The 26,337-nt window shown below is 67.4% G+C and carries 26 protein-coding genes; 17 read left to right on the top strand and 9 right to left on the bottom strand.

Going from position 1 to position 26,337, the window contains the following annotated elements; all coding sequences use genetic code 11:
- Position 1: 1 nt before the first annotated feature.
- Positions 2–1,192: an AI-2E family transporter gene (locus ACYVI5_RS14700; protein WP_460580861.1), complete on the bottom strand. Its 1,191-nt coding sequence runs from the start codon at positions 1,190–1,192 to the stop codon at positions 2–4.
- A 175-nt stretch (positions 1,193–1,367) separates the two neighbouring features.
- Here ACYVI5_RS14700 and ACYVI5_RS14695 point away from each other — a divergent pair, with 175 nt between their 5' ends.
- The 6 genes from ACYVI5_RS14695 (at position 1,368) to ACYVI5_RS14670 (ending at position 8,097) form a co-directional block, all read left to right on the top strand.
- Complete coding sequence (locus ACYVI5_RS14695; protein WP_460580860.1) at positions 1,368–2,939, top strand: amino acid permease; 1,572 nt, start codon at positions 1,368–1,370, stop codon at positions 2,937–2,939.
- Positions 2,940–2,971: 32 nt separating this feature from the next.
- The gene (locus ACYVI5_RS14690; RefSeq protein WP_460580859.1) at positions 2,972–3,697 is read left to right on the top strand and encodes a FadR/GntR family transcriptional regulator; all 726 of its coding nucleotides are present in this window, start codon (positions 2,972–2,974) and stop codon (positions 3,695–3,697) included.
- Positions 3,698–3,765: 68 nt separating this feature from the next.
- A complete protein-coding gene (locus ACYVI5_RS14685) occupies positions 3,766–5,124 on the top strand; it encodes a glutamine synthetase family protein (protein ID WP_460581285.1) in 1,359 nt (452 codons plus the stop codon).
- An 18-nt stretch (positions 5,125–5,142) separates the two neighbouring features.
- Complete coding sequence (locus tag ACYVI5_RS14680; RefSeq protein WP_460581284.1) at positions 5,143–6,552, top strand: aldehyde dehydrogenase family protein; 1,410 nt, start codon at positions 5,143–5,145, stop codon at positions 6,550–6,552.
- 43 nt (positions 6,553–6,595) lie between these two features.
- On the top strand, positions 6,596–7,375 hold the full coding sequence (locus ACYVI5_RS14675; RefSeq protein ID WP_460580858.1) for an SDR family oxidoreductase: 780 nt from the start codon (positions 6,596–6,598) through the stop codon (positions 7,373–7,375).
- Positions 7,376–7,389: 14 nt separating this feature from the next.
- Positions 7,390–8,097, top strand: coding sequence for a gamma-glutamyl-gamma-aminobutyrate hydrolase family protein (locus ACYVI5_RS14670; protein WP_460580857.1), 708 nt, complete (start codon positions 7,390–7,392; stop codon positions 8,095–8,097).
- Between the two features lie 15 nt (positions 8,098–8,112).
- Here the strand turns inward: ACYVI5_RS14670 and ACYVI5_RS14665 are convergent, their stop codons facing one another.
- Together ACYVI5_RS14665 and ACYVI5_RS14660 are read right to left on the bottom strand one after the other, a co-directional pair.
- The gene (locus tag ACYVI5_RS14665; protein ID WP_460580856.1) at positions 8,113–8,964 is read right to left on the bottom strand and encodes an aldo/keto reductase; all 852 of its coding nucleotides are present in this window, start codon (positions 8,962–8,964) and stop codon (positions 8,113–8,115) included.
- A 5-nt stretch (positions 8,965–8,969) separates the two neighbouring features.
- The gene (locus tag ACYVI5_RS14660; RefSeq protein WP_460580855.1) at positions 8,970–9,425 is read right to left on the bottom strand and encodes a MarR family winged helix-turn-helix transcriptional regulator; all 456 of its coding nucleotides are present in this window, start codon (positions 9,423–9,425) and stop codon (positions 8,970–8,972) included.
- A gap of 117 nt (positions 9,426–9,542) precedes the next feature.
- Between ACYVI5_RS14660 and ACYVI5_RS14655 the strand changes: the two genes are divergently transcribed.
- Positions 9,543–9,680, top strand: a complete 138-nt coding sequence (locus ACYVI5_RS14655; protein ID WP_460580854.1) for a hypothetical protein — start codon at positions 9,543–9,545, stop codon at positions 9,678–9,680.
- 279 nt (positions 9,681–9,959) lie between these two features.
- Here ACYVI5_RS14655 and ACYVI5_RS14650 read toward each other — a convergent pair whose 3' ends face one another.
- Positions 9,960–10,280, bottom strand: coding sequence for a hypothetical protein (locus ACYVI5_RS14650; RefSeq protein ID WP_460580853.1), 321 nt, complete (start codon positions 10,278–10,280; stop codon positions 9,960–9,962).
- 125 nt (positions 10,281–10,405) lie between these two features.
- Between ACYVI5_RS14650 and ACYVI5_RS14645 the strand changes: the two genes are divergently transcribed.
- Genes ACYVI5_RS14645 through ACYVI5_RS14630 form a run of 4 tightly spaced genes read left to right on the top strand, consistent with a single transcriptional unit; the run spans position 10,406 to position 15,000 of the window.
- Entirely contained in the window at positions 10,406–11,545 is a 1,140-nt protein-coding gene (locus ACYVI5_RS14645) for an ABC transporter permease (RefSeq protein ID WP_460580852.1), read from the top strand.
- Positions 11,545–13,437 carry an ATP-binding cassette domain-containing protein gene (locus ACYVI5_RS14640; RefSeq protein ID WP_460580851.1) on the top strand — a complete coding sequence of 631 codons (1,893 nt, stop codon included), beginning with the start codon at positions 11,545–11,547 and terminating at the stop codon, positions 13,435–13,437. Before ACYVI5_RS14645 ends, ACYVI5_RS14640 begins: the two co-directional genes overlap by 1 nt.
- On the top strand, positions 13,434–14,027 hold the full coding sequence (locus tag ACYVI5_RS14635) for a TetR/AcrR family transcriptional regulator (protein ID WP_460580850.1): 594 nt from the start codon (positions 13,434–13,436) through the stop codon (positions 14,025–14,027). The genes ACYVI5_RS14640 and ACYVI5_RS14635 overlap by 4 nt, the downstream gene beginning before the upstream one ends.
- A 28-nt stretch (positions 14,028–14,055) precedes the next feature.
- Positions 14,056–15,000 carry a quinone oxidoreductase family protein gene (locus tag ACYVI5_RS14630; protein WP_460580849.1) on the top strand — a complete coding sequence of 315 codons (945 nt, stop codon included), beginning with the start codon at positions 14,056–14,058 and terminating at the stop codon, positions 14,998–15,000.
- A gap of 19 nt (positions 15,001–15,019) precedes the next feature.
- On the opposite strand, the gene ACYVI5_RS14625 is transcribed toward ACYVI5_RS14630, so the two are convergent.
- Positions 15,020–16,666 (bottom strand): phospholipase D-like domain-containing protein, encoded by a 1,647-nt coding sequence (locus ACYVI5_RS14625; RefSeq protein WP_460580848.1) that lies wholly within the window; start codon positions 16,664–16,666, stop codon positions 15,020–15,022.
- A gap of 113 nt (positions 16,667–16,779) precedes the next feature.
- On the opposite strand from ACYVI5_RS14625, the gene ACYVI5_RS14620 reads away from it, so the two are divergent.
- Positions 16,780–17,676: an SDR family oxidoreductase gene (locus ACYVI5_RS14620; protein ID WP_460580847.1), complete on the top strand. Its 897-nt coding sequence runs from the start codon at positions 16,780–16,782 to the stop codon at positions 17,674–17,676.
- A 13-nt stretch (positions 17,677–17,689) separates the two neighbouring features.
- On the opposite strand, the gene ACYVI5_RS14615 is transcribed toward ACYVI5_RS14620, so the two are convergent.
- Positions 17,690–18,577, bottom strand: a complete 888-nt coding sequence (locus tag ACYVI5_RS14615; protein WP_460580846.1) for a winged helix-turn-helix domain-containing protein — start codon at positions 18,575–18,577, stop codon at positions 17,690–17,692.
- A gap of 522 nt (positions 18,578–19,099) precedes the next feature.
- On the bottom strand, positions 19,100–19,732 hold the full coding sequence (upp, locus tag ACYVI5_RS14610; protein WP_460537238.1) for a uracil phosphoribosyltransferase: 633 nt from the start codon (positions 19,730–19,732) through the stop codon (positions 19,100–19,102).
- Positions 19,733–19,788: 56 nt separating this feature from the next.
- On the opposite strand from upp, the gene tadA reads away from it, so the two are divergent.
- Positions 19,789–20,277, top strand: a complete 489-nt coding sequence (tadA, locus tag ACYVI5_RS14605) for a tRNA adenosine(34) deaminase TadA (RefSeq protein WP_460580845.1) — start codon at positions 19,789–19,791, stop codon at positions 20,275–20,277.
- 3 nt (positions 20,278–20,280) lie between these two features.
- Here the strand turns inward: tadA and ACYVI5_RS14600 are convergent, their stop codons facing one another.
- Together ACYVI5_RS14600 and ACYVI5_RS14595 are read right to left on the bottom strand one after the other, a co-directional pair.
- Complete coding sequence (locus tag ACYVI5_RS14600; RefSeq protein ID WP_460580844.1) at positions 20,281–21,213, bottom strand: cation diffusion facilitator family transporter; 933 nt, start codon at positions 21,211–21,213, stop codon at positions 20,281–20,283.
- A gap of 83 nt (positions 21,214–21,296) precedes the next feature.
- Entirely contained in the window at positions 21,297–22,295 is a 999-nt protein-coding gene (locus ACYVI5_RS14595; RefSeq protein WP_460580843.1) for a LacI family DNA-binding transcriptional regulator, read from the bottom strand.
- Positions 22,296–22,464: 169 nt separating this feature from the next.
- Between ACYVI5_RS14595 and ACYVI5_RS14590 the strand changes: the two genes are divergently transcribed.
- From ACYVI5_RS14590 to proC, 4 genes are all read left to right on the top strand, one after another.
- Positions 22,465–23,559, top strand: a complete 1,095-nt coding sequence (locus tag ACYVI5_RS14590; RefSeq protein WP_460580842.1) for a type 1 periplasmic-binding domain-containing protein — start codon at positions 22,465–22,467, stop codon at positions 23,557–23,559.
- 73 nt (positions 23,560–23,632) lie between these two features.
- On the top strand, positions 23,633–24,685 hold the full coding sequence (locus tag ACYVI5_RS14585) for an ABC transporter permease (RefSeq protein ID WP_460580841.1): 1,053 nt from the start codon (positions 23,633–23,635) through the stop codon (positions 24,683–24,685).
- On the top strand, positions 24,682–25,470 hold the full coding sequence (locus ACYVI5_RS14580) for a sugar ABC transporter ATP-binding protein (protein WP_460580840.1): 789 nt from the start codon (positions 24,682–24,684) through the stop codon (positions 25,468–25,470). Before ACYVI5_RS14585 ends, ACYVI5_RS14580 begins: the two co-directional genes overlap by 4 nt.
- Before the next feature lie 20 nt (positions 25,471–25,490).
- Positions 25,491–26,333: a pyrroline-5-carboxylate reductase gene (gene proC / locus ACYVI5_RS14575; RefSeq protein ID WP_460580839.1), complete on the top strand. Its 843-nt coding sequence runs from the start codon at positions 25,491–25,493 to the stop codon at positions 26,331–26,333.
- Positions 26,334–26,337: the final 4 nt, after the last annotated feature.

Here is a 26,337-nt window from a genome sequence, read left to right as displayed (position 1 = left end):
CTCAGACCTTGGCGTCCTGACGGGGAATGAGGATCTGCTTGACGATCAGCAGGATGCTCGCCGTCACCGGAATCGCCACCAGCGCTCCGAGCAGCCCGAGCAGAGTGCCGCCGACCAGCGCGCCGATCACGACGAGCGAGCCGGGGACGGCGATCGCGCGGTTCATGACGCGCGGCGTGAGAACGTATGCCTCGATCTGCATGTACACGAGGTAGATGATCGCGAACACCAGCGCGCCGAGTGGGCTGCTGAACAGTGCGATCACGGTGCCGGCCATCCAGAACAGCACCGATCCGACGAGCGGGATGAGCGTGATGCAGAAAGCCGCCACGGCCATCAGCAGCGGGAACGGCAGCCCGAGGAAGAGGTAGATGAAGAACGCGATGACCGCATTGCAGAACGCGAGCACGACCATCCCGCCGAGATAGCCGCCGATGCCTGAAGAGATCTGCTCCATCATCGATGACACCGTTCGCCGGTTGCGTGCGGGCGCGAGGCGCACGAAGGCAGCCTTCATGGCCGGCAGTGTCGCCAGGAAGTACAGGCTGAGCACCAGCACGATGATGACACCGGAGATCACCGACCCGATCGTGAAGCCCACCTTCACGACGCCGCCTCCGATGGCTGCGATGTTGGCCGGATCGGCGAGGAAGCTCTTGATCTGGTCGGTGATGTTCGACACCTGGTCGCCGAAGTTCGACTGCAGCCAGCTGTAGAAATCCGAGTGCTGGAACGCGGTGATCGTCTTCGGGATGTTGCTCACGAACTGGCTGATCTGGCGCACCATCGTGGGAACGATGAGCCACAGCACACCGACGAGGATGAGCGCGAACGCCGTGTACACGATCACGATGCCCCACGCCCGCTTCACCTTGTGCCGTTCCAGGGTGCGCACGATCGGGTCGAGCCCGAGCGCCGCGAACAGGGCGAACACGATGTAGATGATGATCGTCGACAGGTTCGAGAACGCCACGCCCACGACGAACGCGGCGAGGCCGCCGATCGTCAGCGAGAAGCCCACGACGAACGGATGATTGAGGTTGGCCCAGAAGGTGCGCGACGGCACCGCTTCGTGGGCGCGCACGGCGGCAGCATCCGCCGACTCGAAGTCTTCCAGCTCGGAAGCGGCGGCCGCGGAGCTCGCGTCGAGGTCGGCGGCTGCTGGACCGGCGGGGTCGGACGTCTCCGTCATGGCCACACTCTACGGGCGGCCGGCGCGAGCGTCGTGGACTTCCGGTCATTGGGGCGGTGCTCCGACGTAAAGGTCTAACATCCGACCATTGACAGAAGCGGTCGGCCAGCGCAAGAATCGCGATCGACGCGTCGACGACGACGCGCCCCCCGACCCGATTGGCAGTGACACCGTCATGACCGAAGACACACTGGCTGGGCAGGAACCTGGCGACTCAGACGCGCACGTCGACGACGTGCTGGATGCCGACGCGGCGGCGCTGGCGAAGCTCGGCTACAAGCAAGAACTGCACCGCGGCATGTCCGGCTTCTCGAACTTCGCGGTCTCGTTCTCGATCATCTCCATCCTCGCCGGATGCATCACCTCGTACGCCATCGCGCTGAACTCCGGCGGCCCGGCCGCCATCAACATCGGATGGCCCGTCGTCGGCGTGTTCGTGCTGCTCGTGGCGCTCGCCATGGCCGAGGTGTGCTCCAGGTATCCGACCGCCGGCGGCCTGTACTTCTGGGCAGGACGCCTCGCCAAGAAGAACAAGCGGCAGTGGGCGTGGTTCGTCGGCTGGTTCAACTTCCTCGGCGAGATCGCGGTCACCGCGGCCATCGACTTCGGAGCAGCGACCACCATGAACGCGTTCGCGGCGCTGGTGTGGGGTATCACCCCGACCGCGCTCGGCACGTTCCTCACGTTCGTGGTGCTGATCGTCATCCATGGGCTGCTCAACACGTTCGGGGTCAAGCTGGTCAGCATCCTCTCCAACGTTTCCGCCTGGTGGCACATCGTCGGCGTGCTCATCATCGTCGGCGTGCTGTGGATTCTGCCCACGCATCACCAGAGCTTCACCTGGACGATGACCGCTTGGCACAACGCGACCGGATTCTCGTTCGCCCCGTACGTGTTCCTGATGGGCCTGCTCATGGCGCAGTACACGTACACCGGATACGACGCCTCGGCTCACGTGGCGGAGGAGACGAAGGGCGCGGCCCGGTCGGCGCCGCGGGGCATCGTGATGAGCGTCGTGATCTCGATCATCGGCGGCTGGATCCTGCTCTACTCCATCACCGCGGCCATCCAGAACGGTACGAACGCCGGACTCGACAAGCTGGCGGCGTCGAGCACGGGGCTGCCGCCGGCGCAGATCTTCCTCGACTCGCTGAACAACCCGACGATGGCCAAGTTCCTGCTCTTCATCGTGTGCGGTGCGCAGTTCTTCTGCGGCATGGCATCCGTCACCGCGAACTCGCGCATGAGCTACGCGTTCTCGCGCGACAACGCCATCCCCGGATCGCGCTGGTGGTCGAAGGTGAACCCGCGCAGCGGAACGCCGACGAACTCGGTCTGGCTGTGCGTGTGCCTTTCGGTGATCCTCACCGTGCCCGCGCTGTTCAACAACACGGCGTACCTCGCGGTCACGTCGATAGCCGTGATCGGGCTGTACATCGCCTACGTGACACCGGTGCTTCTGAGACGGCTGAACAAGGAGTTCGTGCCGGGTCCGTGGCACCTGGGCAGATGGAGCCCGTTGGTGGGCTGGATCGCGGTCTGCTGGGTCATCCTGATCTGCATCCTGTTCGTGCTTCCGCCTGTCACGCCGATCACCGTCGACACGTTCAACTACGCGCCGATCGCCGTCGTCGTGGTCGCCGTGCTCGCGGTAGCGCTCTGGTACGGCCGCGGACGCCGCCACTTCATGACCCGGGAGGAATCCGAGCATCTGACCCTCGCCGCAGACAGACTTCTGGAGGAATGACCGACGGAAGGGATGGCTCAGGATCCATGACGATGACACAGACCCCTCTCGTCGACGCGGTGCTGCAGCCGGTGCGCGACCACATGGCCTTCGAGTCGTGCGTCGAGCAGCTCGGCTCAGCGATCCAGCTCGGTGTGTTCCGGCCCGGCGACAAGCTGCCGACGGAACGCGAGCTCGCCGTCCGCATGAACGTCTCCCGCTCCACGGTGCGCGAGGCGATCAGCGCGCTGCGCGCGGCCGGCATGGTCACGACGACGAGAGGCAGGGGCGGGGGATCGGTGGTCGGGCAAGCGGGGGCGGCCCGGCCCCGGACGGATACGGGGGTTTCCGTCTCTCCGTCCCGCGCCGAGCTCGACGATCTTCTCGTCTTCCGACGGGTCGTCGAGCCCGGCGCCTGTCAAACGGCGGCGTCCGCGAGCATCGGCGACGAGCAGCGGCAGCTTCTGCTCGCGGCGCTCGCGGACTTCGACACGAGCCGTGCTCCTGAACTGTACCGGCAGGCGGACGCGCGACTGCATCTCGCGATCGCGTCGGCATGCGGATCGCCCAAGCTGTCCAAGGCGGTCGGCTGGGCGCAGACGAGGGTGCACGAGTACTTGTCGGAGATCCCGTTCCTGCAGGCCAACATCGTGAGCTCAGACGAGCAGCACGCCCGCATCGTGCACGCCATCGTCGACGGCGACGCCGATATCGCAAGAACCACCATGGAGAAACACTGCGACGCCACCGCGGCGCTGCTGAAAGGACTTCACCCGTGACCACGCTGACAGACGGTGCCGCGAGCGTCGGCACGAGTGCCGCGCTGAGGCATCCGCGCAACGAACGGATGCTCACGCTCGACACGCTGCGCGAGGCGATCGACGCCGGCGATATCGACACCGTCATCCTCGGATTCACCGACATGCAGGGCAGGCTGCAGGGCAAGCTGTTGCACGGCCGGTTCTTTCTCGACACCGTCGTCGAGCACGGCACGGAGGGATGCAACTATCTGCTCGCCGTCGACGTCGACATGAACACGGTGGACGGCTACGCCGTGTCGTCGTGGGAGCAGGGATATGGCGACATGGTGTTCGTCCCCGACTGGGGAACGATCCGCCGCATGCCTCACCTGGAGAAGACCGCGCTCGTGCAGTGCGACCTGACGTGGATGGATGGCGAGGATGCCCGCGTGTCACCGCGTTCCATCCTCAAGCGTCAGGTGGCGCGTGCGGCCGAACACGGCTGGAGGGCCCTTGCCGGCACCGAGCTGGAGTTCGTCGTCTACGAGAACAGCTATGAGGACGCGTTCGACCGCGGCTACCGCGGCCTGACGCCGGCGAACCAGTACAACGTGGACTACTCGCTGCTCGGATCCAGCCGGGTGGAGCCGCTGCTGCGGAGCATCCGCAACGCCATGTACGAGGCCGGCCTCAACCCCGAGTCGGCGAAGGGCGAGTGCAATCTCGGCCAGCACGAGATCGCGTTCCTCTACGACGAGGTGGTGGCCACGGCCGACAACCACTCGGTGTACAAGCTGGCCGCCAAGCAGATCGCAGCGCAGGCCGGCAAGTCCATCACGTTCATGGCCAAGCCGAACGAGCGCGAGGGCAACTCATGTCATCTGCACCTGTCGCTGCGTGGGCTGGACGGCGACCTCGTGTTCTGGGACGCGTCCGCCGATGAGGGACGAGGCGGCCGCACTCCGCTCTACGACCACTTCATCGCTGGCGTGCTCGCGACGATGCGGGAGTTCACGCTGTTCTACGCGCCGAACATCAACTCGTACAAACGGTTCGCGGAGGGCTCGTTCGCCCCCACGGCGGTTGCCTGGGGACTCGACAACCGCACCTGCGCGCTGCGACTCGTCGGCCGCGGCTCGGGCGCCCGCGTCGAGAACCGCCTGCCCGGCGGAGATGTGAACCCGTACCTCGCGCTGGCAGCCATGCTCGCCGGCGGCCTGTACGGCATCGAGCACGAGCTGGAGCTGGAACCGGAGACGACGGGCAACGCCTACACGACGGATGCCCCGCACGTGCCGGGCACGCTGCGCGACGCTCGTGAGGCTCTTGCCGGATCGCGCATCGCCCGCGAGGCGCTCGGTGACGACGTCGTCGACCATTACCTGCACTACGCCGACGTGGAGTTGGCCGCGTTCGACGCGGCCGTCACCGATTGGGAGCTGCGCCGCGGCTTCGAGAGACTCTGACCGATGACCCTGACCGACATGCACCATGAAGCGCCGGCATCCGGACTGCCGTCCTCGCCGTATTCGGGCGGCGACAGCACGACCCTGATCGACCCGTCGAACGGACGGCCGTTCCTCGAGCTGTCGCTTGCCGGGATCGACGAGACGGATGCCGCCATCCGGCGCGCCCACGGCGCGTTCGCCTCCTGGCGCCGCGTCGCTCCGGGCGAGAGGGCCCGTCTGCTGCGCGCGTTCGCCGCGACGGTCGACGCCCACCTCGAGGAGCTGGCGGCGCTGGAGGTGCTGAACTCCGGGCACACGATCGGCAACGCGCGCTGGGAGGCCGGCAACGTGCGCGACGTGCTGAACTACTACTCCGCAGCGCCGGAGCGGCACTTCGGACGGCAGATCCCGGTCGACGGCGGCCTGGACGTCACGTTCCACGAGCCACTGGGCGTCGTCGGGATCATCGTGCCGTGGAACTTCCCGATGCCGATCGCCGGATGGGGCTTCGCACCCGCGCTCGCCGCGGGAAACACGGTGGTGCTCAAGCCCGCGGAACTGACACCGCTCACGGCGATGCGGCTCGGCGAGCTGGCACTGGAGGCGGGCATCCCGGAGGGCGTGTTCACCGTGCTGCCCGGTCGAGGATCCGTGGTCGGCGAGCGCTTCGTCACGCATCCGCTCGTGCGCAAGGTGTGCTTCACCGGGTCGACCGAGGTGGGCAAGCGCATCATGCGCGGCTGCGCCGACCAGGTGAAGCGCGTCACGCTGGAGCTCGGCGGCAAGAGCGCCAACATCGTGTTCGTCGATGCCGACCTCGAACAGGCCGCTGCGGCCGCACCGGGCGGCGTGTTCGACAACGCGGGGCAGGACTGCTGCGCGCGCTCGCGCATCCTGGTCGAGCGCAGTGCCTACGACCGGTTCATGGAGCTGCTCGAGCCCGCAGTACGTGGCTTCCGGGTGGTCGATCCGGCCCAGGATGACGCGCAGATGGGTCCGCTCATCTCGTCCGGTCAGCTGCAGACCGTGCGCGGGTACCTGGATGCGGCCGACGTCGCCTTCACAGGATCGGCGCCGGCCGGCACGGAGGGATTCTGGTGCCCGCCGACCGTGGTCATCCCGCGCGGGGCATCCGATCCCGTCTGGCGCGAGGAGGTGTTCGGCCCGGTTGTGGCCGTCGTGCCGTTCGACGACGAAGCGGATGCGATCGACAAGGCGAACGACAGCGACTTCGGCCTGAGCGGCTCCATCTTCACGCGCGACGTCGGCCGTGCCCTGCGCGTTGCACGCGGGGTGGAGAGCGGCAACCTCTCGGTGAACTCGCACTCGTCCGTCCGGTACTGGACGCCGTTCGGCGGCTTCAAGCAGTCCGGCCTCGGCCGCGAGCTCGGACCGGACGCGCCGGATGCGTTCAGCGACGTGAAGAACGTGTTCATCGCGACGTGAGCTCACCGAACTCGACCAGACACAGCAGCAAAGGAATAACCGGATGACAGGCAAACTCGACGGCAAGGTGGGCGTGATCACCGGCGGATGCTCCGGCATCGGCCTCGCGACCGCCCGCAAGTTCCACGCGGAGGGGGCGACGGTCGTGATCGGCGACCTCGATGAGCGCGGAACGGGCATCGCCTCCGAGCTGGACGGCTCGTTCGTGCGCGCCGACGTGACGAACGCGGACGACGTGAACGCGCTGTTCGCGCACGCCAGGGAGCGCTACGGGCGCATCGACGTCGCCTTCAACAACGCGGGCATCTCGCCCGCCGACGACGACTCCATCCTGAAGACCGGCATCGAGGCCTGGGACCGGGTGCAGCGGGTCAACCTCACGAGCGTCTATCTGTGCTGCAAGGCAGTGCTGCCCTACATGCTCGAGCAGGGCGGCGGGTCGATCATCAATACGGCATCCTTCGTGGCGGTCATGGGTGCGGCGACCTCGCAGATCTCGTACACGGCGTCGAAGGGCGGCGTGCTCGCCATGACGCGCGAGCTCGGCGTGCAGTTCGCGGGCAAGGGCATCCGGGTCAACGCGCTCTGCCCTGGGCCCGTGAACACGCCGCTGCTGCAGGAGTTGTTCGCGAAGGACCCGGAGCGGGCCGCGCGGCGCCTCGTGCACATCCCGATGGGCCGGTTCGCCGAGCCGGAGGAGATCGCGAACGCCGTGGCGTTCCTTGCCAGCGATGAGTCGAGCTTCATCACCGCCACCGAGTTCCTCGTCGACGGCGGCCTGAGCCACGCCTACGTGACGCCGCTGGAGAGCGACTTCGAGTGAGCGGGGCGGCGCGGATGCCCGTGATCGGCATCACCACGTACCATCGCCCGGCGACGTGGGGAACGTGGAGCGACGTGGAGTGCGACCTGCTCCCCGCGGCATACGCGCGGTCGGTGACCGGTGCCGGCGGTGTGCCGCTGCTGATTCCGCTGCTCGCCACACAGGATGCCGCAGACGCGACGATCGCTGCCCTCGACGGTCTGATCATCGCCGGTGGGGAGGACATGAACCCGGCGGCGTACGGCGCCGAACCGGATCCGCACGTGACGGGCTGGGTGGACGCTCGCGACACCAGCGAACTGCTGCTGCTCGACGCCGCAGACCGGATCGGCCTGCCCGTGCTCGGCATCTGCCGAGGCATGCAGGTGATGGCCGTGCACGCGGGCGGCTCGCTGATCCAGCACCTTCCGGATGCCATCGGGCACGCCCGTCACGCCGCCACAGACGGCACGTACGCCGACACCGAGGTGCACGTGGATGCCTCCTGCCGGCTCGCCGCTCTGCTCCCCGGCCGCTTCAGCGTGGCCAGCCATCACCACCAGGCCGTGGCGCAGCATCCGGGATTCGTCGCGGCAGCACGCGACGACGACGGTGTGCTCCAGGCGATGGAGGCGGCGGGGGAGAGGTTCGCGGTGGCTGTTCAGTGGCATCCAGAGCAGCAGGACGACCGCGGGCTTTTCGCCGGCCTGGTGGCTGCTGCGGGCCGTTACCGCACTCGGTGAGCGCAGCGCCTCGCACTACCCGAGACGGTCGAGTTCCTCCTGGGTCAGCTCCACATCTGCCGCCGTGACCGAGTCGAGGATGCTCTCCGGCCGCGACGACCCGGGGATCGGGATCACCCTGGGCCCTTTGGCGAGTTCCCACGCGAGCGTGATGACCTGCGGGCTGACGCCACGAGCATCCGCGACGTCTTGGAACGCCTCGAATCCTTCGCCTGCACCGTTGCGTCCGATGCCGCCCAACGGACTCCACGGCAGGAACGCGATCCCGAGCTCCATGCAGTAGTCGAGTTCTGGCTGACTCGAGCGGTACCTCGGCGAGTACTGATTCTGTACCGAGACCAGGCGGCCCTCGAGCACGTCCTGGGCGATGTCGATCTGCTCCACGGTCGCGTTCGAGATGCCGGCCATCTCGATGACACCGTCGTCGAGGAGGTCGCGCAGAGCGGTCACCGACTCCGCGTAGGGAACGGCGGGGTCGGGACGGTGGAACTGGTACAGGCCGATTCGCTCGACGCCGAGGCGACGGCGTGAATCCTCGGCGGCACCACGGATGTAGTCAGGGTTTCCGTTGACCGTCCAACTGCCGTCGCCCGGGCGCAGGTGCCCGCCCTTGGTGGCAACCAGTACACCGGATGCGTCGCCGTCGTACTCGCGCAGCGCCTTGGCGATGAGCGCCTCGTTGTGACCCACTTCGTCGGCGTGGATGTGGTACGCGTTCGCCGTGTCGATCAGCGTGACGCCGGCGTCGAGAGCGGCGTGGATCGCGGAGATCGATCGCTTCTCGTCGGGGCGCCCCTCGATCGACATCGGCATACCGCCGAGTCCGATGGCGCTGACGGTGCGATTTCCGATGGGACGTTGCTGCATGGTGGCTACGTTACCGGCGCGGCACCGTCGACGCCGGTGCGCAGCTTCTCGCACAGCGCCTCGAGCTGCTCGAGCTCCTCTGGCGAGAGCGCACTGCCGACGTGCTCGATGATCGACCGGCCGTGTTGCACCGCGCAGTGCCGGTACAGGTCGTAGCCGGCATCCGACAGGCGGACGATCGCACCGCGGCCGTCATCCGGTTCGGGGCACTTCGAGAGCAGTCCCCGCTCGATCAGACGGTCGACGAGCCGGCTGACGCTGGGCTGGGTGAGCAGCACCTGCGTGCGCAGATCGCGCATGCGGATGCTGCGGTTCTCCTGCTTCGAGATGGTGTGCAGCACGTCGTACTCGGTGAGGCTGAGGTCTGCGTCGCGCGGGAACTCCGCCGTGAGCGCGCGCAGCACTGTCACCTGAGCGCGGAACAACGACTCCCACGCACTGATCGCGGACTTCTTGGCCACGTGTCGCCTCCTCGCACCTCGACGACCTCGCGTTCCAGAGTACGGCGGACCACTGACGAGAGCACGGCGCCGGGTCAAGGTGCAGCCCTGAATCGGCGGCCCGGTTAATCTGGACCCATGGAAGACCGTCACCCCACCTACCCCGCCCGCACCGGCGCATCCGGAGCCTGGGTCTGGATCGCCTTCGGCCTGGCGGTGCTCGGTGCCGCCGGTTTCGTCGTCACGCTCGTGACGAACGGCCACTACGGCAGCTGATCGGAACGCCGGTTACAGACAGGACGCCGGCTTCAGACAGGACGCCGGCTTCAGACAGGACGCCGGCTTCAGACAGAACGAGGGCCGGTCGTAGAGGCTTACGACCGGCCCTCTCCCTTGCACCAAGAGTGTCCTGCAATCACATTCCACACCGACCGCCACAGCAAACAGCCGGTGCTCTTCAACTATATAACGAACAGGTAACGGGGCGCTAGTTATCGGAACGTTATTTTTCTTGTGAACTTGTGATGAGTTCGCAAAAGGGTCGCAAAAGGCCCGTCAGACGAGCGTGACGCGCTGAATCTCCGTTCGCGCGATCGCACGGTCGCGCACGTCGGAAGCCGCGGTGCGCCGCGGGTCGCGCATGTAGGAATCCAGGCCGGCATCTTCGGTGAACTCGATGATCTGCGTCTCGAACGGATGCCCGTCAGTCGACGCGACGTCGCCGCCTTCCGCCTCCGCGCCGTCGCCGGCACGAACGCGGGCCACGACCCGCCCGCTGTGCTCGGGCAGCAGCGCCAGAACCGAGTCCTCGTACTCGACGAGGGCATCCGCCTGCCCGGGATTCGGCCACAACGTCACGCACAGCACCACACTCATGCGATGAACCTATCGGAGCGCAGCCGGATGTCGTCATCCCTGTGTCGTTCCTCAATCGCGGCCCCGGCTTGACACAATTCACCACGCGATGAATTATGGCCTCATCGGGCAACGAGGAGGACACCATGCGCGCGATCGTGCTCAAGGAGTTCCAGGAGCTGCGTCGAGATCGGCGCACACTCGCGCTCCTCATCGTGATGCCGCTGCTGCTTCTCGTGATCTTCGGGTACGCGGCGAACTTCACCGTCGATCACCTCTCGGTGGCCGTGTACGGCAGCGAGGCGAAGACGGTCACGAAGCTCATCGACGACAACTCGCAGCTGAAGGACCACCTCGATGTGGTGACGACAGACTCGAACGGCACGAAATCGGATGCCCGTGAGGAGCTGCGCAACGACCGAGCGGATGTCGCGATCTATGGGGTGCAGGCATCCGGGGCGCCCGCTCCGGGCGGCGTGAATGCCCACATCTACATCGACGGTTCCAACCTGTTCGCCGCGCAGTCTGCGAAGACGATCTTCGCCCAGGTGCAGCAGCAGCTCACGCAGAGTCAGCAGCCGTTGCACCTGACGGTCACCACTCTGTTCAACCCCGACCTCAAGACGTCGTGGGTGATGATCCCGGCGATCATCGGGCTCATCCTCACGTTCATCGGCACGATCATCACCTCGATCGGACTGGTGCGAGAACGCGAGGCGGGAACGCTCGAACAGCTCGCCGTCATGCCGCTGCGTGCGGGTGCCGTCGTGCTCGGCAAGATCACGCCGTACTTCCTGCTGGCGTGCTTCGACATGGCTCTGATCACCGTGCTCGGCCTGCTGCTCTTCGGGGTTCCGTTCAACGGGAACCCGCTGATCTTCATCGTCGGCGCGGCGCTGTTCCTCTTCGTCGTGCTGGGGCTCGGCGTGCTGATCTCCTCGGTTTCGCGCACGACGGGCCAGGCGATCCAGCTCGCGTTCATGGTGCTGCTGCCGCAGATTCTGCTCTCCGGCATGATCTTCCCGCTGTCGGCGATGGCGGCCGGCGTGCGCTGGATCGGCTACTTCCTCCCGCTCACCTGGTTCACGATGATCTCGCAAGGGGTCATGATCCGCGGCGCGAGCTGGGATTCGCTCTGGTTCCCGCTCGTCATCCTCGCCGTCATGGCCGTCGTCATCTTCGGGCTCGCGGTGGTGCGCCTGAGCCGCAGCATCTCCCCGGTCAAGCAGCGCAGCCATCCCGAGCATGCGGATGCCGCACAGCGGCCCGCCACCGAGGTCGCCTGATGCCCGCCGACGGCTCGTTCGGAGTCACCGGCCTCACCGTGCGGTTCGGTCACGTCACTGCGCTCGACGAGGTGTCGCTTCGAGCGCTTCCCGGCGAGGTCACCGCGATCGTCGGTGGTGACGGCGCGGGCAAGTCCACGCTGCTGCGGGTGCTGGCGGATCGCGTGCGTGCGGATGCCGGCAGCATTCGCACCGTTGACCGCACGCGCTTCGGATACCAGCCGGCGACCTCCGGCGTGTGGCCGACACTGACCGTGGAGGAGAACCTCGAGTTCGTCGGCAGGTCGCACCGGATGCCTGCCGCGAGCATCCGGAGCCGCTCTGACGAGCTTCTGGAACGCGCCGGTCTCGCCGAGGCCCGGCATCGGCCGGGGCACGCACTCTCCGGCGGCATGCGGCAGAAGCTCGGCTTCGTGCTGGCGATCCTGCACGAGCCCGAGCTGGTGCTCCTCGACGAACCGAGCACCGGCGTCGACCCGGTCAGCCGAGTGGAACTGTGGCGCCTGATCAGCGCTACCGCGCGCAGCACCACCGCTGACGGCCGCCCGACCACCGTCGTCATGGCGACGACGTATCTCGACGAGGCGCAGCGGGCGGCGTCTGTGCTCGCCCTGGACGCCGGACGGATGCTGGCCTCCGGAACCCCGGACGAGATCATCGCGGCGGTCCCCGGCACGGTCGCTCGACTCGACGGCACAGGTGTCGTGTCCGCCGCGCTCGCGGACCGCGTCTGGCGTCGTGGTACCGGGCGTCATGTGTGGATTCCGCCACGAGGGGGTGTGCAAAATGCGCAAATTGCGCATTTTGCGCACCCGCTCGCGGAGACGGATGCCACGGTCACGCCGATCCCATCCCCCGACTTCGAGGACGCCCTGATCGCCCTGACCCTCGCGTCCACCCCGCGCGCTGCATCGGCTCCCTCGCCATCACGACGGAAGTCGGACCTGGCCGCCCCTCCAAGCTCCAGCGAGCCAGCGGCATCCGCGCGTCACATCACGAAGCGCTTCGGCCACGCCACCGCTCTCGACGACGTCAGCCTCGACGTGCGGCCTGGTGAGGTCGTCGGCCTCATCGGTGCGAACGGTGCAGGCAAGACCACGTTGTTGCGCATCCTGCTGGGGCTCGAGCGTGCGGACGATGGCGACTCGACGCTGTTCGGCGAACCACCGAGCAACGCGTCCCGCCGTCGGCTCGGTTACGTTCCACAAGGGCTCGGGCTCTACACCACGCTGAGCGTGCGCGAGAACGTCGCGTTCCTCTCGCGCGCCTACGACGTGCCGCGCCCGGAGCTCCCGGAGCCGCTCGACGCCGTGCGCTCCACCGTCGTCGGCGAGATCGGACTCGGCCGGCAACGCCAGCTCGCGTTCCTCCTCGCGCTCGCGCACGAGCCGGAACTGCTCGTGCTCGACGAGCCGACCTCGGGCGTCGACCCGCTCGCCCGTGCCAGGCTGTGGGATGTCATCCACGAGCAGGCGGAGTCCGGCCGCGCCGTCGTCGTCACGACGCACTACCTGCAAGAGGCAGAGCAGTGCACCAGGCTCGCGCTGCTCTCCCAGGGGCGCATGGTCGGCTCGGGCGCCGTCGGCGACCTCACCCGCGGCGCCGTCGCCGTGCTCGTCTCCTGCAACGACTGGCAGCGCGCGTTCGACGTGCTGGACCGCTCCGGGCTTCCGATCATGCTCAGCGGCCGTGGCATCAGGGTCGCCGGCTCGGCGGACGCGGGGGGAGCGGATGCCCTCCGCCACCGCGTGCTGCGGCTACTGGGCGGAATGCAGGCTCGTGTCGAACCGGTTCCCGCTACCCTCGAAGAGACCATGGTGCTGCTGGATCGCGAGACGGTGCGCAGGGCTCACGCCGCCGCCGCGGCGCGTCCGCAGGGAGTGGTCGCGTGAGCGGGCGTAGACCAGGAAAGTCGACCACGCGGCAGGAGCTCCTGGATGCCGCACGCGAGGTCTTCGCCGATCGAGGCGTCGACGGCGCGACCACCAGGGAGATCGCGCAGCGTGCCGGCGTCGACCCAGCGATGATCGCCCACTACTTCGGTTCGAAGGGTGGGCTCTTCGAGGCCGTCACGGCGCTGCAGGTCGATCCGCGGCAGGTCGTGCAGCCCGTTCTGGACGCCAGTCCGGAAGATGCCGCGCGTCAGTTGCTGACGGCATTGCTTCATGTGTGGGATGCGCACGCCTCCGTGCTCAGCGCGGTGCTGCGCAGCGCCACGCGCAACAAGGCGCTCGCCGCCCAGGTGCGCTTGTTCATCCTCGAGCGGGCCGTGCATCCGGTGACGGCAAGGTTCTCGTCCGACCCCGACGAGGTCGACGTGCGGGCGGCGCTGCTCGCCAGCCAGATCACCGGACTCGCGCTCACCCGTTATGTGCTCCGCTGGGAGCCGCTGGCATCCGCCGAACCCGAATGGATCGTCGACCACATCGGCCCGACCGTACAGGCCTACCTCACCGCTCCGCTGCCGGCCAACCGGCAGTAGCGTGAGAACGACGATTCGAGGAGGTTCTATGCAGACGGTGGTCCAGTACACGCGGTTCGGCGGTCCCGAGGTTCTCGAGGTGGCCGAGTACCCGGATCCGACACCCGGCGAGGGCAAGGTGCTGATCGACGTGAGGGCCATCGGGGTCAACCCGATCGACTGGAAACTGCGGCAGGGCATCCGTCCGTCCGACCCGATCGAGAAGCCGCGCCGCCTCGGCAGTGACGTCTCCGGAGTGATCGCGAAGCTCGGCGAGGGCGTCGAAGGATGGTCCGTCGGCGACGAGGTCGTGGTGCGCGGCGCGTACGGTGCCTATGCGAGTGAGCTCGTTGCATCCGTCGGCAAGCTGGTGCGCAAGCCAGCGAACGTGTCGTTCGAGGATGCCGCCGCGCTCGGGATCCCGGCCGGTACGGCGTATCAGGCGCTGAAGTCGCTCGGTGTCGGTGACGGAGACGTGCTGCTCATCCACGGCGCGTCCGGTGCGGTCGGGCAGGCAGCCATCCAGTTCGCGAAGCAGCGAGGTGCGACAGTGGTGGGCACCGCGAGCGCGCGCAATCTGGACCGCATCCGTGAGCTCGGCGCCATCGCACTCGAGTACGGCGACGGCCTGGAGGAGCGGGTGCGCGATGCCGTGCCGCGCGGTGTCGACTACGTGCTCGACATGGCGGGAACGGATGAGGCGCTGAAGACATCCTTCGACCTGGTCTCCGACCGCTCGCACATCGGCACCATCGTCGTCGGCTTCAAGGCCGCGGAGCTCGGCATCAAGGCGTGGTCGGGAGGCAGCCCGGTTCCGCTGACCGACGAGGAGGAAGCGCTGCGCGCCGAGGGCCTCGAGGCCGCACTGACGGGACTTGCCGACGGCACGTTCCAGGTGGAGATCGGGGCCAGGTATCCGTTGAAGGATGCCGCCGAGGCGCACCGTGCAGGACAGGCCGGCGAGGTGCGCGGCAAGATCATCCTGCAGCCCTGAGCGGTCTGCTGCCGGTCAGCTAGTCCTCGCGCGTGTGCTGGGTGGCGAGGTGGTCCCAGTCGTGCTGGAAGATGCCGTCGTAGTAGGTGGCGACGCGGGCGCTGTCGATGATCACGCCCGCGTCGCGGTTCTCCAGCGTTCCCGCCGTCGACCAGTTCTGGCTGCTCACCAGGGTGCGTGAGCCGTCGACGACGATGCCCTTGTTGTGCACGTTGTTCTGCAGCTTCACGCCGTGTACGACGTCGAGCCCGAGCTGCTGGAGCTGCTCCAGATATCCGGCGCTCTCGTACTCGCTCATGATGATGCGCACCTCGACACCGGCCTTCTGCCTGGCGATCACCGCGTCGATCAGCGCGGAGAACGCGGCGGACGCGTCCGAGGGATGAGACGGCGGCTCGATGTACTGGAACTGCAGGTGCAGCGAGGTGGATGCCGACTCGATGAGCCCGCGCACCGCATCCGCGTAGACACCGCGATCGGGTGTGAGCAGCGGCGTGATGGTCACCTGGTCTCTGATCGTCTCGGCCGCAGTGAAATGCTCGAACGGTGGCGTCTCGGCCAGTGGCTGAATGAGGAGTTCGGTCTCGAGCGCGACCGACGTTGGCGCCTGGTGCTGCTGCGCGATCGCGTAATCGTGTTTGAGGTAGGCCTCGAAGGTCTTCGCCAGTCCGCCATTGTGGATGACGACATGCCAGTCGCGGTCGCGGGTCCGAGCCTCCGCAGCGTCGGCCGGATTGTGCACAGGGTCGATGTCGGGCTGGTTCGAGTTGTTCCAGTTGCCGCTGGAGAGCCAGACCGTGTTCGAATCCCGCACCGCGACCTTGATGTGGTACGCGGAGGGGAAGATCCAGGCGGATGCGTGTGGGTCGGCACGCTCCAGCGCCCACGCCTGCTCGAAAGCGGCCCCGAGTGACTTCTTCAGAGCTGCGACGGTCTGATCGTCGGTCTGGTCGGCCGTCGGATTCTTCGCCGGATGGTCGAGCACGAACACGATGCGCTTGCCGGTCGCCGCCGTCTCGAACCCCTCGAGCACGTGGGCGGACGTGAAGTCGTAGAGCCCGACAGTCAGTGTCTTCTGCGTACCGGCCAGGAAGGCCGAGAGCACCGGCCAGCCGGAATCCGGACTCGCGCTCAGCTCGAGCTCGATCTCGCCGCTCACGGGGGCGAGCGGCACACCGGGTGGCGGTGTGTAGGCAAGCTGCTCCTTGGCCGGCTTCGCCGCCTCGACGGCCGCACCCTCGAGGGCCGCACCCTCGACAGCCGAATCCTCGAGTGCCGTCGTTTCGAGGGACCGCGCATGCCTGAGTGCGGACTCGTCGGCGAGAACGCGTTCGTCGGAGAAGACCGGAACGCCGCCACGATCCGGCGCAGGCGTTGTCTGCTCGCGCACCTCGGCATGCGAGCCGTGCGCCGTCAGTCCGGCGAGCTGGGCGATCTTCGCCGGCGACGCGACCCGCACGTCGAGCGGTACACCATCGAGTGTTGCGGGGAGTCCGGATGCCCCGGCGTCCGTTCCCGCTGCGACGGTCACGACGATCGCGCGCTTGTCGGTGATCCAGCCATCGCGCATCCGGAATCCCGGCCGCACGCTCAGCACGCCTGGCACACGGAGCCGGTCGAGGTTTCCGTCGATGATGCCCCGGACTTGCTCCTGCGTCGTCGCCATAGCCCCCCCCGTTCGGCGCTTCAGCCGCACGTGCGGCTCCGGTCTCGACGCTACGCCTCCGCCGCCCGCTCAGAACCTGTCGGGGCCGCAATGCGGCATTAGGCTCGATCGTCATGACCGACAATGCCGTTCAGGGTCTATCGCTGGCTGGTCACGCCGCCGTCGTGACCGGCGTCTCGCGTCGCCGCGGAATCGGGTACGGCATCGCCTGCCGGCTGGCCGAACTGGGTGCGAGCGTCTTCGTGCAGCATCACGCGGAACACGATGCCGGCCAGCCATGGGGCAGCGACGACCTGGATGCCGTGCGTGCGGGCATCCGCGAACGGCTCGCACCCGACGCGCGTTTCGGCGACGTCGCAGCGGACCTGTCCGACGCGGATGCCCCCGAGCGTGTCATCGAGGCGGCTCGCTCCGCTGTCGGCCGCCTGGACATCCTGGTCTGCAACCACGCGCGCTCGGGTGGCGACGGCTCGATCTTCGACATGACGGCCAAGAAGCTGTCGGGACACTACGACGTCAACACCCGGTCGACGCTGCTGCTGACGCGGTACTTCGCCGAGCAGTTCGGTGGCGAGACGGGGGCAACGTCGCCCTCTGGCGCGCGACCGGGCGACAGGGAGGGTCTGAACGCGCCCCTCGACGAGTTCGCGACCGCGCGGGTCATCTGGATGACGTCGGGCCAGCAGTCGGGACCGATGCGCGGAGAGGTGGCCTATGCGGCGAGCAAGGCGGCGCTCGCCGGGGTGACGCCGACGGTGGCCGCTGAGCTGCTGCCGCGAGGCATCCTGCTCAACACCGTCAATCCCGGGCCGGTGAACACCGGATATCTGGACGCCGCCACCAGCGACCGCTCACCCGAGACCGTCGCCGACGTGCTCGCCTCGATGCCGTTCGGCAGGTTCGGGCATCCGGATGACGTGGCACGCCTGATCGGATGGCTCGCCTCATCGGACGGCCGCTGGGTGGTCGGCCAGGTGCTCACCTCCGACGGAGGCTTCACGCTCAGCTGACGACGCTCATTGACTAGAACAGGTCGGGGGATGGTGCTCCTGCGTGGCGGATGGTGACGTCCGCGTGGCGGTCGAAGCGGTATCCGACGCCGCGCACCGTGCGCACGATGTCTTCGTATCGTCCGAGCTTGGAGCGCAGTCGCCGGATGTGCACGTCGATCGTGCGCTCGTTCGGCACGTCGTCCTCGCCCGCCCGCCAGAGCGAGGAGATGAGCTCCGCCCGGTCGATCGTGCGACCTTCGCGCAGCACGAGATACTGCAGGAGCTCGAACTCCTTGTACGTGAGGCCGACAGCGTCGTTGTCGAGGAGCAGTCGCTTGCGCGAGATGTCGACGACCACGCCGGTCACCCGGTCCTGCACCGGGTCCGCGGACTGGCGGTTGCGGGCGACGGCGGCGGGGTCTTGCAGCGCGAGGCGCACCACGTCGATGTCGCGTCCGCCTGCAGCCTCCGGGGCGAGCGCGACGGCGGCGTAGGTCTCCGAGCCGGGCGCGATCTCGGCCGCCAGGCGTTTGAGGGCCTCCACGACGTGGCCGAGATCCGTTCCGGCGGCGTCGGCCTTGTCTTCGTCGAACCCGACGTACAGGGCGAAGCCGCGGGCACGGGTTCCGTTCGGCACCGCACGGATGCGCACCGGCGCTGGCGCGTCCTGCACCGGTGCGGTCGCAGGCACGGCGCGCTGCTGTGCGGGAAGCGGCTGCACCGGCTGCGGTGCCCCGGCCTCCACGCGGCGCGGATGCGCGGTGCGAGCGGGAGCGGATGCTGGGTTCGCCGGAGCCTGCGCGACCGGGGCGGTCGGGATGCTCGACGGGACGGCGTGAGCGGCAGGTCGTCGCGCAGGAGCGGTCCGCCTCTCGAGAGTGGTCGTGTCGTTCAGCGGGGTGGCGGTGGCAAGAGACATGGGAGTGAAGTCCTCGAGGCGATGATGCGGGTGAGCCCGGTCCCTGCGCGTGGTGCGCGGTTCTCGAACCGGGTTCGATGATGAGCTGGGCCGCCTGGCGGCCGGGGCGGAAGCTCCTGCGAGATGAGGGCTTCCGGGAAGCGTCGCTATGAGAGACGGATGTCTCGCGAAGGGCTGCGAAATCGGGTCGATCAGCGGCAGGCTACGCCTGCGCTTAGGCTCGATCAGCCGGCGACGGCGGGGCGAAAGGTCGTCGGATCAGCGACACATTCGACAGCACATGACGGCAGCGCGGCCGGGCATCATCATGCCGGCGTGCCCAAGGGCCTCGAAGGAGGTCAGGGTGCGCGTGGGTGCAGTCATGTGTGCAAGTAAAGCGGATGCCTACCGTTCCTGTCAAAGCGAACGGGGTTGCGGGACCTGTCGGACGCTCTACTAGGCGGCGGCTTGTACGCTGCCGAAACCAGCCATATCGGAGAGTCGACCGCGGCGCGCCGGGTGGGGACCGGCGCGCCAAACAACTCAGACCAGTCCGTAGAGCCGATCGCCGGCATCGCCGAGCCCTGGCACGATGTAGCCGTGCTCGTTCAGGTGGTCGTCGACGGCGCCGACGACGAGTGTCACGTCGCGGCCCTCGGTGAGGCGCTCCACGGCGGCGATGCCCTCCGGAGCGGCGAGGATGCAGATGGCCGTGACATCCACAGCACCGCGCTTGAACAGGAACTCGATCGCCGCGCTCAGCGAACCGCCGGTGGCGAGCATCGGGTCGAGTACGAAGCACTGCCGGTTGGAGAGGTCGTCGGGGAGCCGCTCGGCGTACGTCGCCGGCTGCAGCGTCTCCTCGTTGCGCACCATGCCGAGGAATCCGACCTCGGCCGACGGCACGAGCTTGACCATTCCCTCGAGCATGCCGAGGCCGGCACGCAGGATGGGCACGACCAGGGGCTTCGGTTCGGCGAGCGTGACGCCGGTCGTGCGTGCGACGGGCGTCTCGATCTCGATCGGGGCGACGCGGACGCCGCGGGTGGCCTCATAGGCGAGCAGCGTCACCAGTTCTTCGACGAGTGCGCGGAAGGTCACCGCTGGTGTCTCGCGGTTGCGCAGCACGGTCAGCTTGTGGGTGACCAGGGGATGATCGGCAACGTGCACTCGCATAGGCTCAAATCTAGGGGTCGTCATCGACCAGCCGCGAACATCCGCCCGAGGTGGCGATGACGCGGTCGAGAGACGGGAGCGTGGTGCCGGGCATCGATCGAGCGGACTGGATGCGCCGAGCCATCGCCGACGCCCGCCTCGCCCTCGACACCGGCGACGTCCCGGTCGCTGCGATCGTGCTCGATGCGCACGGACGCGTGCTCGGGACGGGACGCAACGAGCGAGAGGCGCGGCAGGACCCGACGGCGCACGCGGAGATCCTCGCGCTGCGCCGGGCATCCGAGCGCACCGGCGACTGGCACCTCACGGATGCCACGCTCGTCGTCACGCTCGAACCCTGCGTGATGTGCGCGGGTGCGATCCTCTCCGCCCGCGTCCCCGCTGTCGTCTTCGGCGCCTGGGATGAGAAAGCGGGCGCCGCGGGCAGTGTCTACGACGTGCTCCGCGACCGTCGGCTGAACCATCGCGTCGAGGTGTACGGCGGTGTCGAGGCGGATGCCTGCGCAGCCCTCCTCGACGAGTTCTTCGCCGCCCGTCGCGGCTGAGGCTCAACCACCGGAGAGTGTCGCGTCGTCGCTGCGCAGCACGTCCGGTTCGATATAGATCACTCCCGCGATCGGTACGGCATCCCGAATGCGCTCCTCGATCGCGTCGATCGACGCCGCCACCTCCTCGAGCCGCCGACCTCCCGGCTGGGCGATCTTCGCGGCGACCAGGAGCTCCTCGGGCCCCAGGTACAGCGTCTTCAGGTGGATGACGCGATCGGTCTCGCCACCGGAGAGGATCGCGTGCTCGATGGCAGCGGCGTCCGCCTCGCTCGCGCCCTCTCCCACCAGCAGGCTCTTCGTCTCGATGCCGAGCACGACGGCGACGGCCACCAGCAGGGCGCCGATGCAAATCGTGCCGATGCCGTCCCAGACGCCGTCGCCGGTGAGGATCGTGAGGCCGACACCGAACAGCGCGAACGTGAGGCCGGTGAGCGCAGCGACGTCTTCGAGGAGCACCACCGGCAGCTCCGGCGCCTTCGCCCGGCGGATGAACCGCACCCACGATCCCGCGCCCTTGTGCGGCCGCGACTCGCGGATGCCCGTACGCAGCGAGAATCCCTCGAGAACCATCGAGATCACGAGCACCGCCAGCGGCAGCCACCACACCTCGAGCGGGTGCGGGTGCAGCAGCTTCTCGATGCCTTCGTACACCGAGAAGACGCCGCCGACCGAGAACAGGATGATCGACACGACGAACGCGTACACGTACCGTTCCCGGCCGTGACCGAACGGATGCTCGCGGTCTGGGCTTCGCTTCGCGCGCCGTCCGCCCACCATCAGCAGGATCTGGTTGCACGAGTCCGCAAGCGAGTGCACGCTCTCGGCCAGCATCGACGACGAGCCGGAGAAGATCCACGCGATGAACTTGGTCAGCGCGATGCCGAGGTTGGCGGCCAGCGCCGCGACGATCGCCCTGGTGCTGCCCTCGGCCATGCGCTCCATCCTAGGGAGGGGTCATCCGCGGTGCCGCCTGGCAGGAGCGGCGCGTTCAGGCGGAGCGGGCGGCGCACGCAGGCTCAGGCGCGAGGCCGAATCTCACCGGAACCCCTGCTGATGAGCGCGGTGGGCACTGTGTAGACCCGTTCCGGGGTCGCGTCGCCTTCAAGCCGACGGAACAGGCGTTCCGCCGCCAGCTCTCCGATCTGCCGCGGGTCTTGCGCGACGACGGTCACCGCAGGTTCGAGAAGGTCCGCGAGCACGAAGTCGTCGAAGCCCACCAGTGCCACTTCGTGGTGCAGCCCTCGATCGCGCAAGGCGCGTACAGCACCGATCGTGAGAAGGTTCTGCGCGCTGAAGACCGCGGTCGGAGGGCTCGGTGCGTCGAACAACCGGAGCAGCGCCTCTCGTGCCGCGTTCTCATCGGTCAGGTCGTCCACGGCAACCGCGTCGTCAACGGGTAGGCCGGCGCGGCCGAGTTCCTCGAGGAAACCCCGTTTACGCTCTCGCGCCGTGTAGATCTCGCGCCGGTCGCCGAAGAATGCGATATTCCGGTGGCCGTGTGCGAGAAGGTGCGCGGTCGCGACGGATGCCCCGTGCGCGTTGTCGCTCACCACGCTGTCGGCGAGCAGTCCGGAAGGCTCGCGGTCGACGAAGACGAGCGGCGTGCCTCTCTCCTGCTCGACGCCCAGATAGCCCTGGCTCTTCGCGATCGTCATGAGGATGAGGCCGTCGACCCGTCGCTGGAGGAGTGAGTCGACGGCGCCGCGCTCGCGAGTCGGATCGTCGTCCAGGCTGGCCGCGATCACCGCGGTGCCGCGTGCGGCCGCCGCGTCTTCGATCGCGCGATGGATGGTGCCCGAGAACGGGTTGGCAACGTTTCCGACCAGAAGGCCGACCGTGCGTGTACGGTGACCGGACCTGCGAAGGTTCCCGGCATGGATGTCGGGGTGGTAGTCGAGCGCCTTGATGGCATCGAGCACCTTGGCGGCCATCGCGTCGGAGACGTTCGGCTCTCCATTGATGACGCGCGAGACGGTCTTCAGCCCCACACCTGCGAGAGCCGCCACCTGTCTCATGGTGGGGCGGGGCTTCTGCGTCGTAGACCGGCTAGGTTCCTTTGACAACGGTGTCACCCTTTTCGTTCATGCAGCAGCGATCAGCTTGACCTTACAGCAAGAATGAGGTAGGCATGGCGATTGACACCGTTGTCAGGCAGGTGCCCCTATCGAGGAGGATGAGCATTCAATGTCGAATCACACAGCACGATCCCGGATCGCGCGGGCCGTGGCGTTCGGGTCGATCGCCGCGATGACCGTGGTGGGACTTGCGGCTTGTTCGAGTCCGGGGTCGGGCTCGAACGACAAGGTCGGAGTCTCGCTGATCGTCAAGACCACCAGCAATCCGTACTTCGTCTCCATGGAAACCGCCGCGAAGCAGGCCGCCGCAAAGGATGGGGTGAACCTGACGCTCGCAGCCGGCAAACAGGACGGCGACACCGACACGCAGGTGCAGGCCATTGAGAACGCCATCTCACGTGGTGACAAGGGCATCCTCATCACCCCGAACGGCCCGGCCGTCAACAACGAGATCGAGAAGGCTCGCAAGGCGGGCCTCTACGTGATCGCTCTCGACACCGCGCCCGACCCTGCCAACACCGTGGACATCACCTATGCGACGGACAACTTCGCCGCCGGTGAGGCGATCGGCAAATGGACCGCGGCAAAGCTCGACGGCAAGAAGGCGGTCATCGCGATGGTCGACCTGAACGCCACGCAGAACATCACGGTGGACTACAACCGCGACACCGGGTTCCTGACCGGCATGGGGATCAAGGTTCCCGACAAGAACAAGAACGGCAGCGAGGCTCCCACCGGCAAGTACACCGGCGGTAAGGGCGGCGACTACCAGATCGCGGGGCACCAGCCTTCCAACGGCGCCGAAGACGGCGGCCGCACCGCGATGGAGACCATCCTTTCGAAGGTTCCGGGCGTCAACGTCGTCTACGCCATCAACGAACCGGCGGCGTACGGCGCGTACCAGGCGCTCAAGGCGGCAGGAAAGACCGACGGCGTGCTCTTGGTGGCGATCGACGGTGGTTGCACCGGCGTGGGCTACGTCAAGCAGGGAATCCTCGGCGCAACCAGCCAGCAGTACCCGTCGAAGATGGCGACGGAGGGCATGCAGGCCATCGTGAAGCTGGCCAAGACGGGCAAGAAGCCGAGTACAAGCTCTGGCCTCGACTTCCACAACACCGGCTCGCAACTCATCACCGACCAGCCGGTCACCGGACTGAAGAGCATCGACACCGACCAGGGCAGCAAGATCTGCTGGAAGAACTGACCGATGCTCATCGCCGTGGTGGGCGGACATCGATCCGGCCACCCCGGGAACGACGAAGTTCAGGAGTAATACCGTGAGCCAACAAGCCACGACAGGCATCGACCCGGTGCCCACATCTCAACTCGATCTGGCCCAGGAGTTCATCCGCCGCAGAACTCCGATGTCGGTCATCCGCGGTGCGCTGCATCGCTATCCGGCCATAAGCCCGGCGGTCGTCCTGCTGATCGCGATCGTGGTGTTCGGCGCGATCAACGACCGCTTCCTCGCACCCGCGAACCTCTCCCTGATCACACAGCAGGTCGCCGTGATCGGAACGCTGGGAGTCGCGCAGACCCTGGTGATCCTCACTGCAGGCATCGACCTGTCGGTGGGGGCGATCATGGTGTTCGTCTCGATGGTGATGGGGCAGCTCTCTGCTTCGCGTGGATTCCCCGCCTGGCTTGCGCTACTGATCGGCCTCGCTGCCGGCCTCGCGGCTGGAGGAGTGAACGGCCTGCTCGTGACCCGCCTTAAGCTGCCGCCATTCATCGTCACGCTGGGCACTCTGAGCATCTTCACCGCGCTCACCCTCCTCGTCTCGAGCGGAACCACCATTCAGGGCAATCAGATGCCCGATGTTGTGACATGGACCGGGGACACGTTCCGGATCCTCGGCGTCGACATCACCTACGGTGTCGTGCTGATGCTCGCGTTGTATGTGATCGTCGCTTTCATTCTGGGGCGCACAGCGTGGGGGCGACACGTGTACGCCGTCGGCGACGACCTCGAAGCGGCTCGGCTCACCGGCATCCGTGTCAACGCGCTTCTGCTCAGCGTCTACATCGCGGCCGGCGCCATCCTCGCGCTCGGTGCATGGGTGCAGATCGGGCGGTCGTTCGCTGCCAGTCCGAACGCCGGCGCAGACGTGAACCTCGACTCCATCACGGCCGTGGTGATCGGAGGCACCAGCCTCTTCGGCGGGCGTGGCACCATCTGGGGCACGCTCCTCGGTGCTCTCATCGTCGGCGTGTTCCGCAACGGTCTCGCGCTTGCGGGGCTCGACGTGCTGTACCAGACGCTCGCGGTCGGTGTGCTCGTCATCGTCGCGGTCGCAATCGACCAGTGGATCAGAAGGGCCCGCAAGTGAGCATCACAGACTCGGCGCAGACCGAAACCCGCACTCCCGTTCTTCAGGCCAAACGCCTGGTCAAGACCTTCGGTCACGTGGTCGGACTCGACGGCGTGAGCCTCGAGCTCTACGCGGGCGAGGTCTTGGCAATCATTGGCGACAATGGTGCGGGCAAGTCGACCCTCATCAAGTGCCTCACGGGGGCCGAGATTCCCGACGAGGGTGAGATCCTGCTGGGGGGAAAGCCGGTGAATTTCAAACGGCCACAGGATGCTAGGGAAGCCGGCATCGAGACCGTGTACCAGTCGCTCGCGGTCTCGCCTGCGCTCGATGTCGCATCCAACCTGTACCTCGGCCGTGAAGAGCGCAAGAAGGGACTTCTCGGGTCGGTGTTCCGCATCATGGACACCAAGGGAATGAGGCAGCGCGCCAGAGCAGAACTCAACGAGCTCGGCATCTCGACGCTTCAGGACGTGGCCATAGCGGTGGAGAACCTCTCTGGCGGTCAACGCCAGGCGGTCGCGGTGGCACGCGCTGCCGCGTTCGGCTCCAAAGTCGTCGTGCTCGATGAGCCGACGGCAGCGCTGGGAGTCCGGGAGTCGCAGCAGGTGCTCGAACTCGTCAAGCGACTGCGCGAGAACGGCGTGCCCGTCATCCTGATCAGTCACAACATGCCTCACGTCTTCGAGGTCGCGGATCGCATTCACATCCAACGGCTCGGAAAACGCGCGGCGACGATTACTCCGCGGTCGCACAGCATGACGGATGCCGTCGCGATCATGACGGGGGCTGCCACGGTGTGACTCGCCCTACGCTGGTCGGCATGAGCGAGAGCGTTGTGGAGCTGCCGAAGATCGCGATCCTGGGTGCGGGGTCGATGGGCAGGGCGATCCTGAGCGGGCTGCTGAAGCCCGGGGTGCACGTTGACGGCGGCATCGTCGTGACCAACAGGAGCGCGCGCTCGGCGGCATCCCTCACCGAACCGGGCGTGACGTCGCTGGCCACCGACGACGATCCCGACGCCAACCGCAAAGCCGTCGCGGGAGCCGGCATCGTTCTCGTCGCGGTCAAGCCCGCGATGGTGCCAGACCTGCTCGCCGGGATCGCCGATGCGCTCGACCCGAACGCCATCGTCGTCAGCGTCGCAGCAGGAGTTCCGGTGACGCGCTTCGAGGAGCTGCTGCCGGCATCCGTCGCTGTGGTGCGGTCCATGCCCAACACCCCGGCCATCGTCGGCAAGGCCGTCACCGGAGTGAGCGCAGGCGGCCGTTCGACGCCCGAGCAGATCGCGCTCGTTCGCGAGCTGTTCGAGACCGTGGGAACCGTCGTCGAGGTGCCGGAGTCGCAGCTGGATGCCCTGAGCACGATCTCCGGCTCGGGCCCGGCTTACGTGTACTTCTTCATCGAGCAGCTCACGGCGACGGCGGTATCGAAGGGGTTCTCACCCGAGCAGGCAGCCGAACTGGTGAACGGCACGTTCATCGGTGCCGCCGCGCTGCTCGACGCGTCGGATGCGACGCCCGAGCAGCTGCGCATCCAGGTCACGAGCCCGAAGGGCACGACCGAGCGTGCCGTCACCGTGCTGCAGGATGCCGACCTGAAGTCGGTCTTCGACCGCGCGACGGATGCCGCGCTTGTTCGCGCGCGGGAGCTCGCCGCCGGCTGACCGC

The organism is Humibacter ginsengisoli, assembly GCF_054780095.1.
Note: the sequence above shows the minus strand (reverse complement) of the source record. Positions and strands in the feature narration are given on the sequence as shown.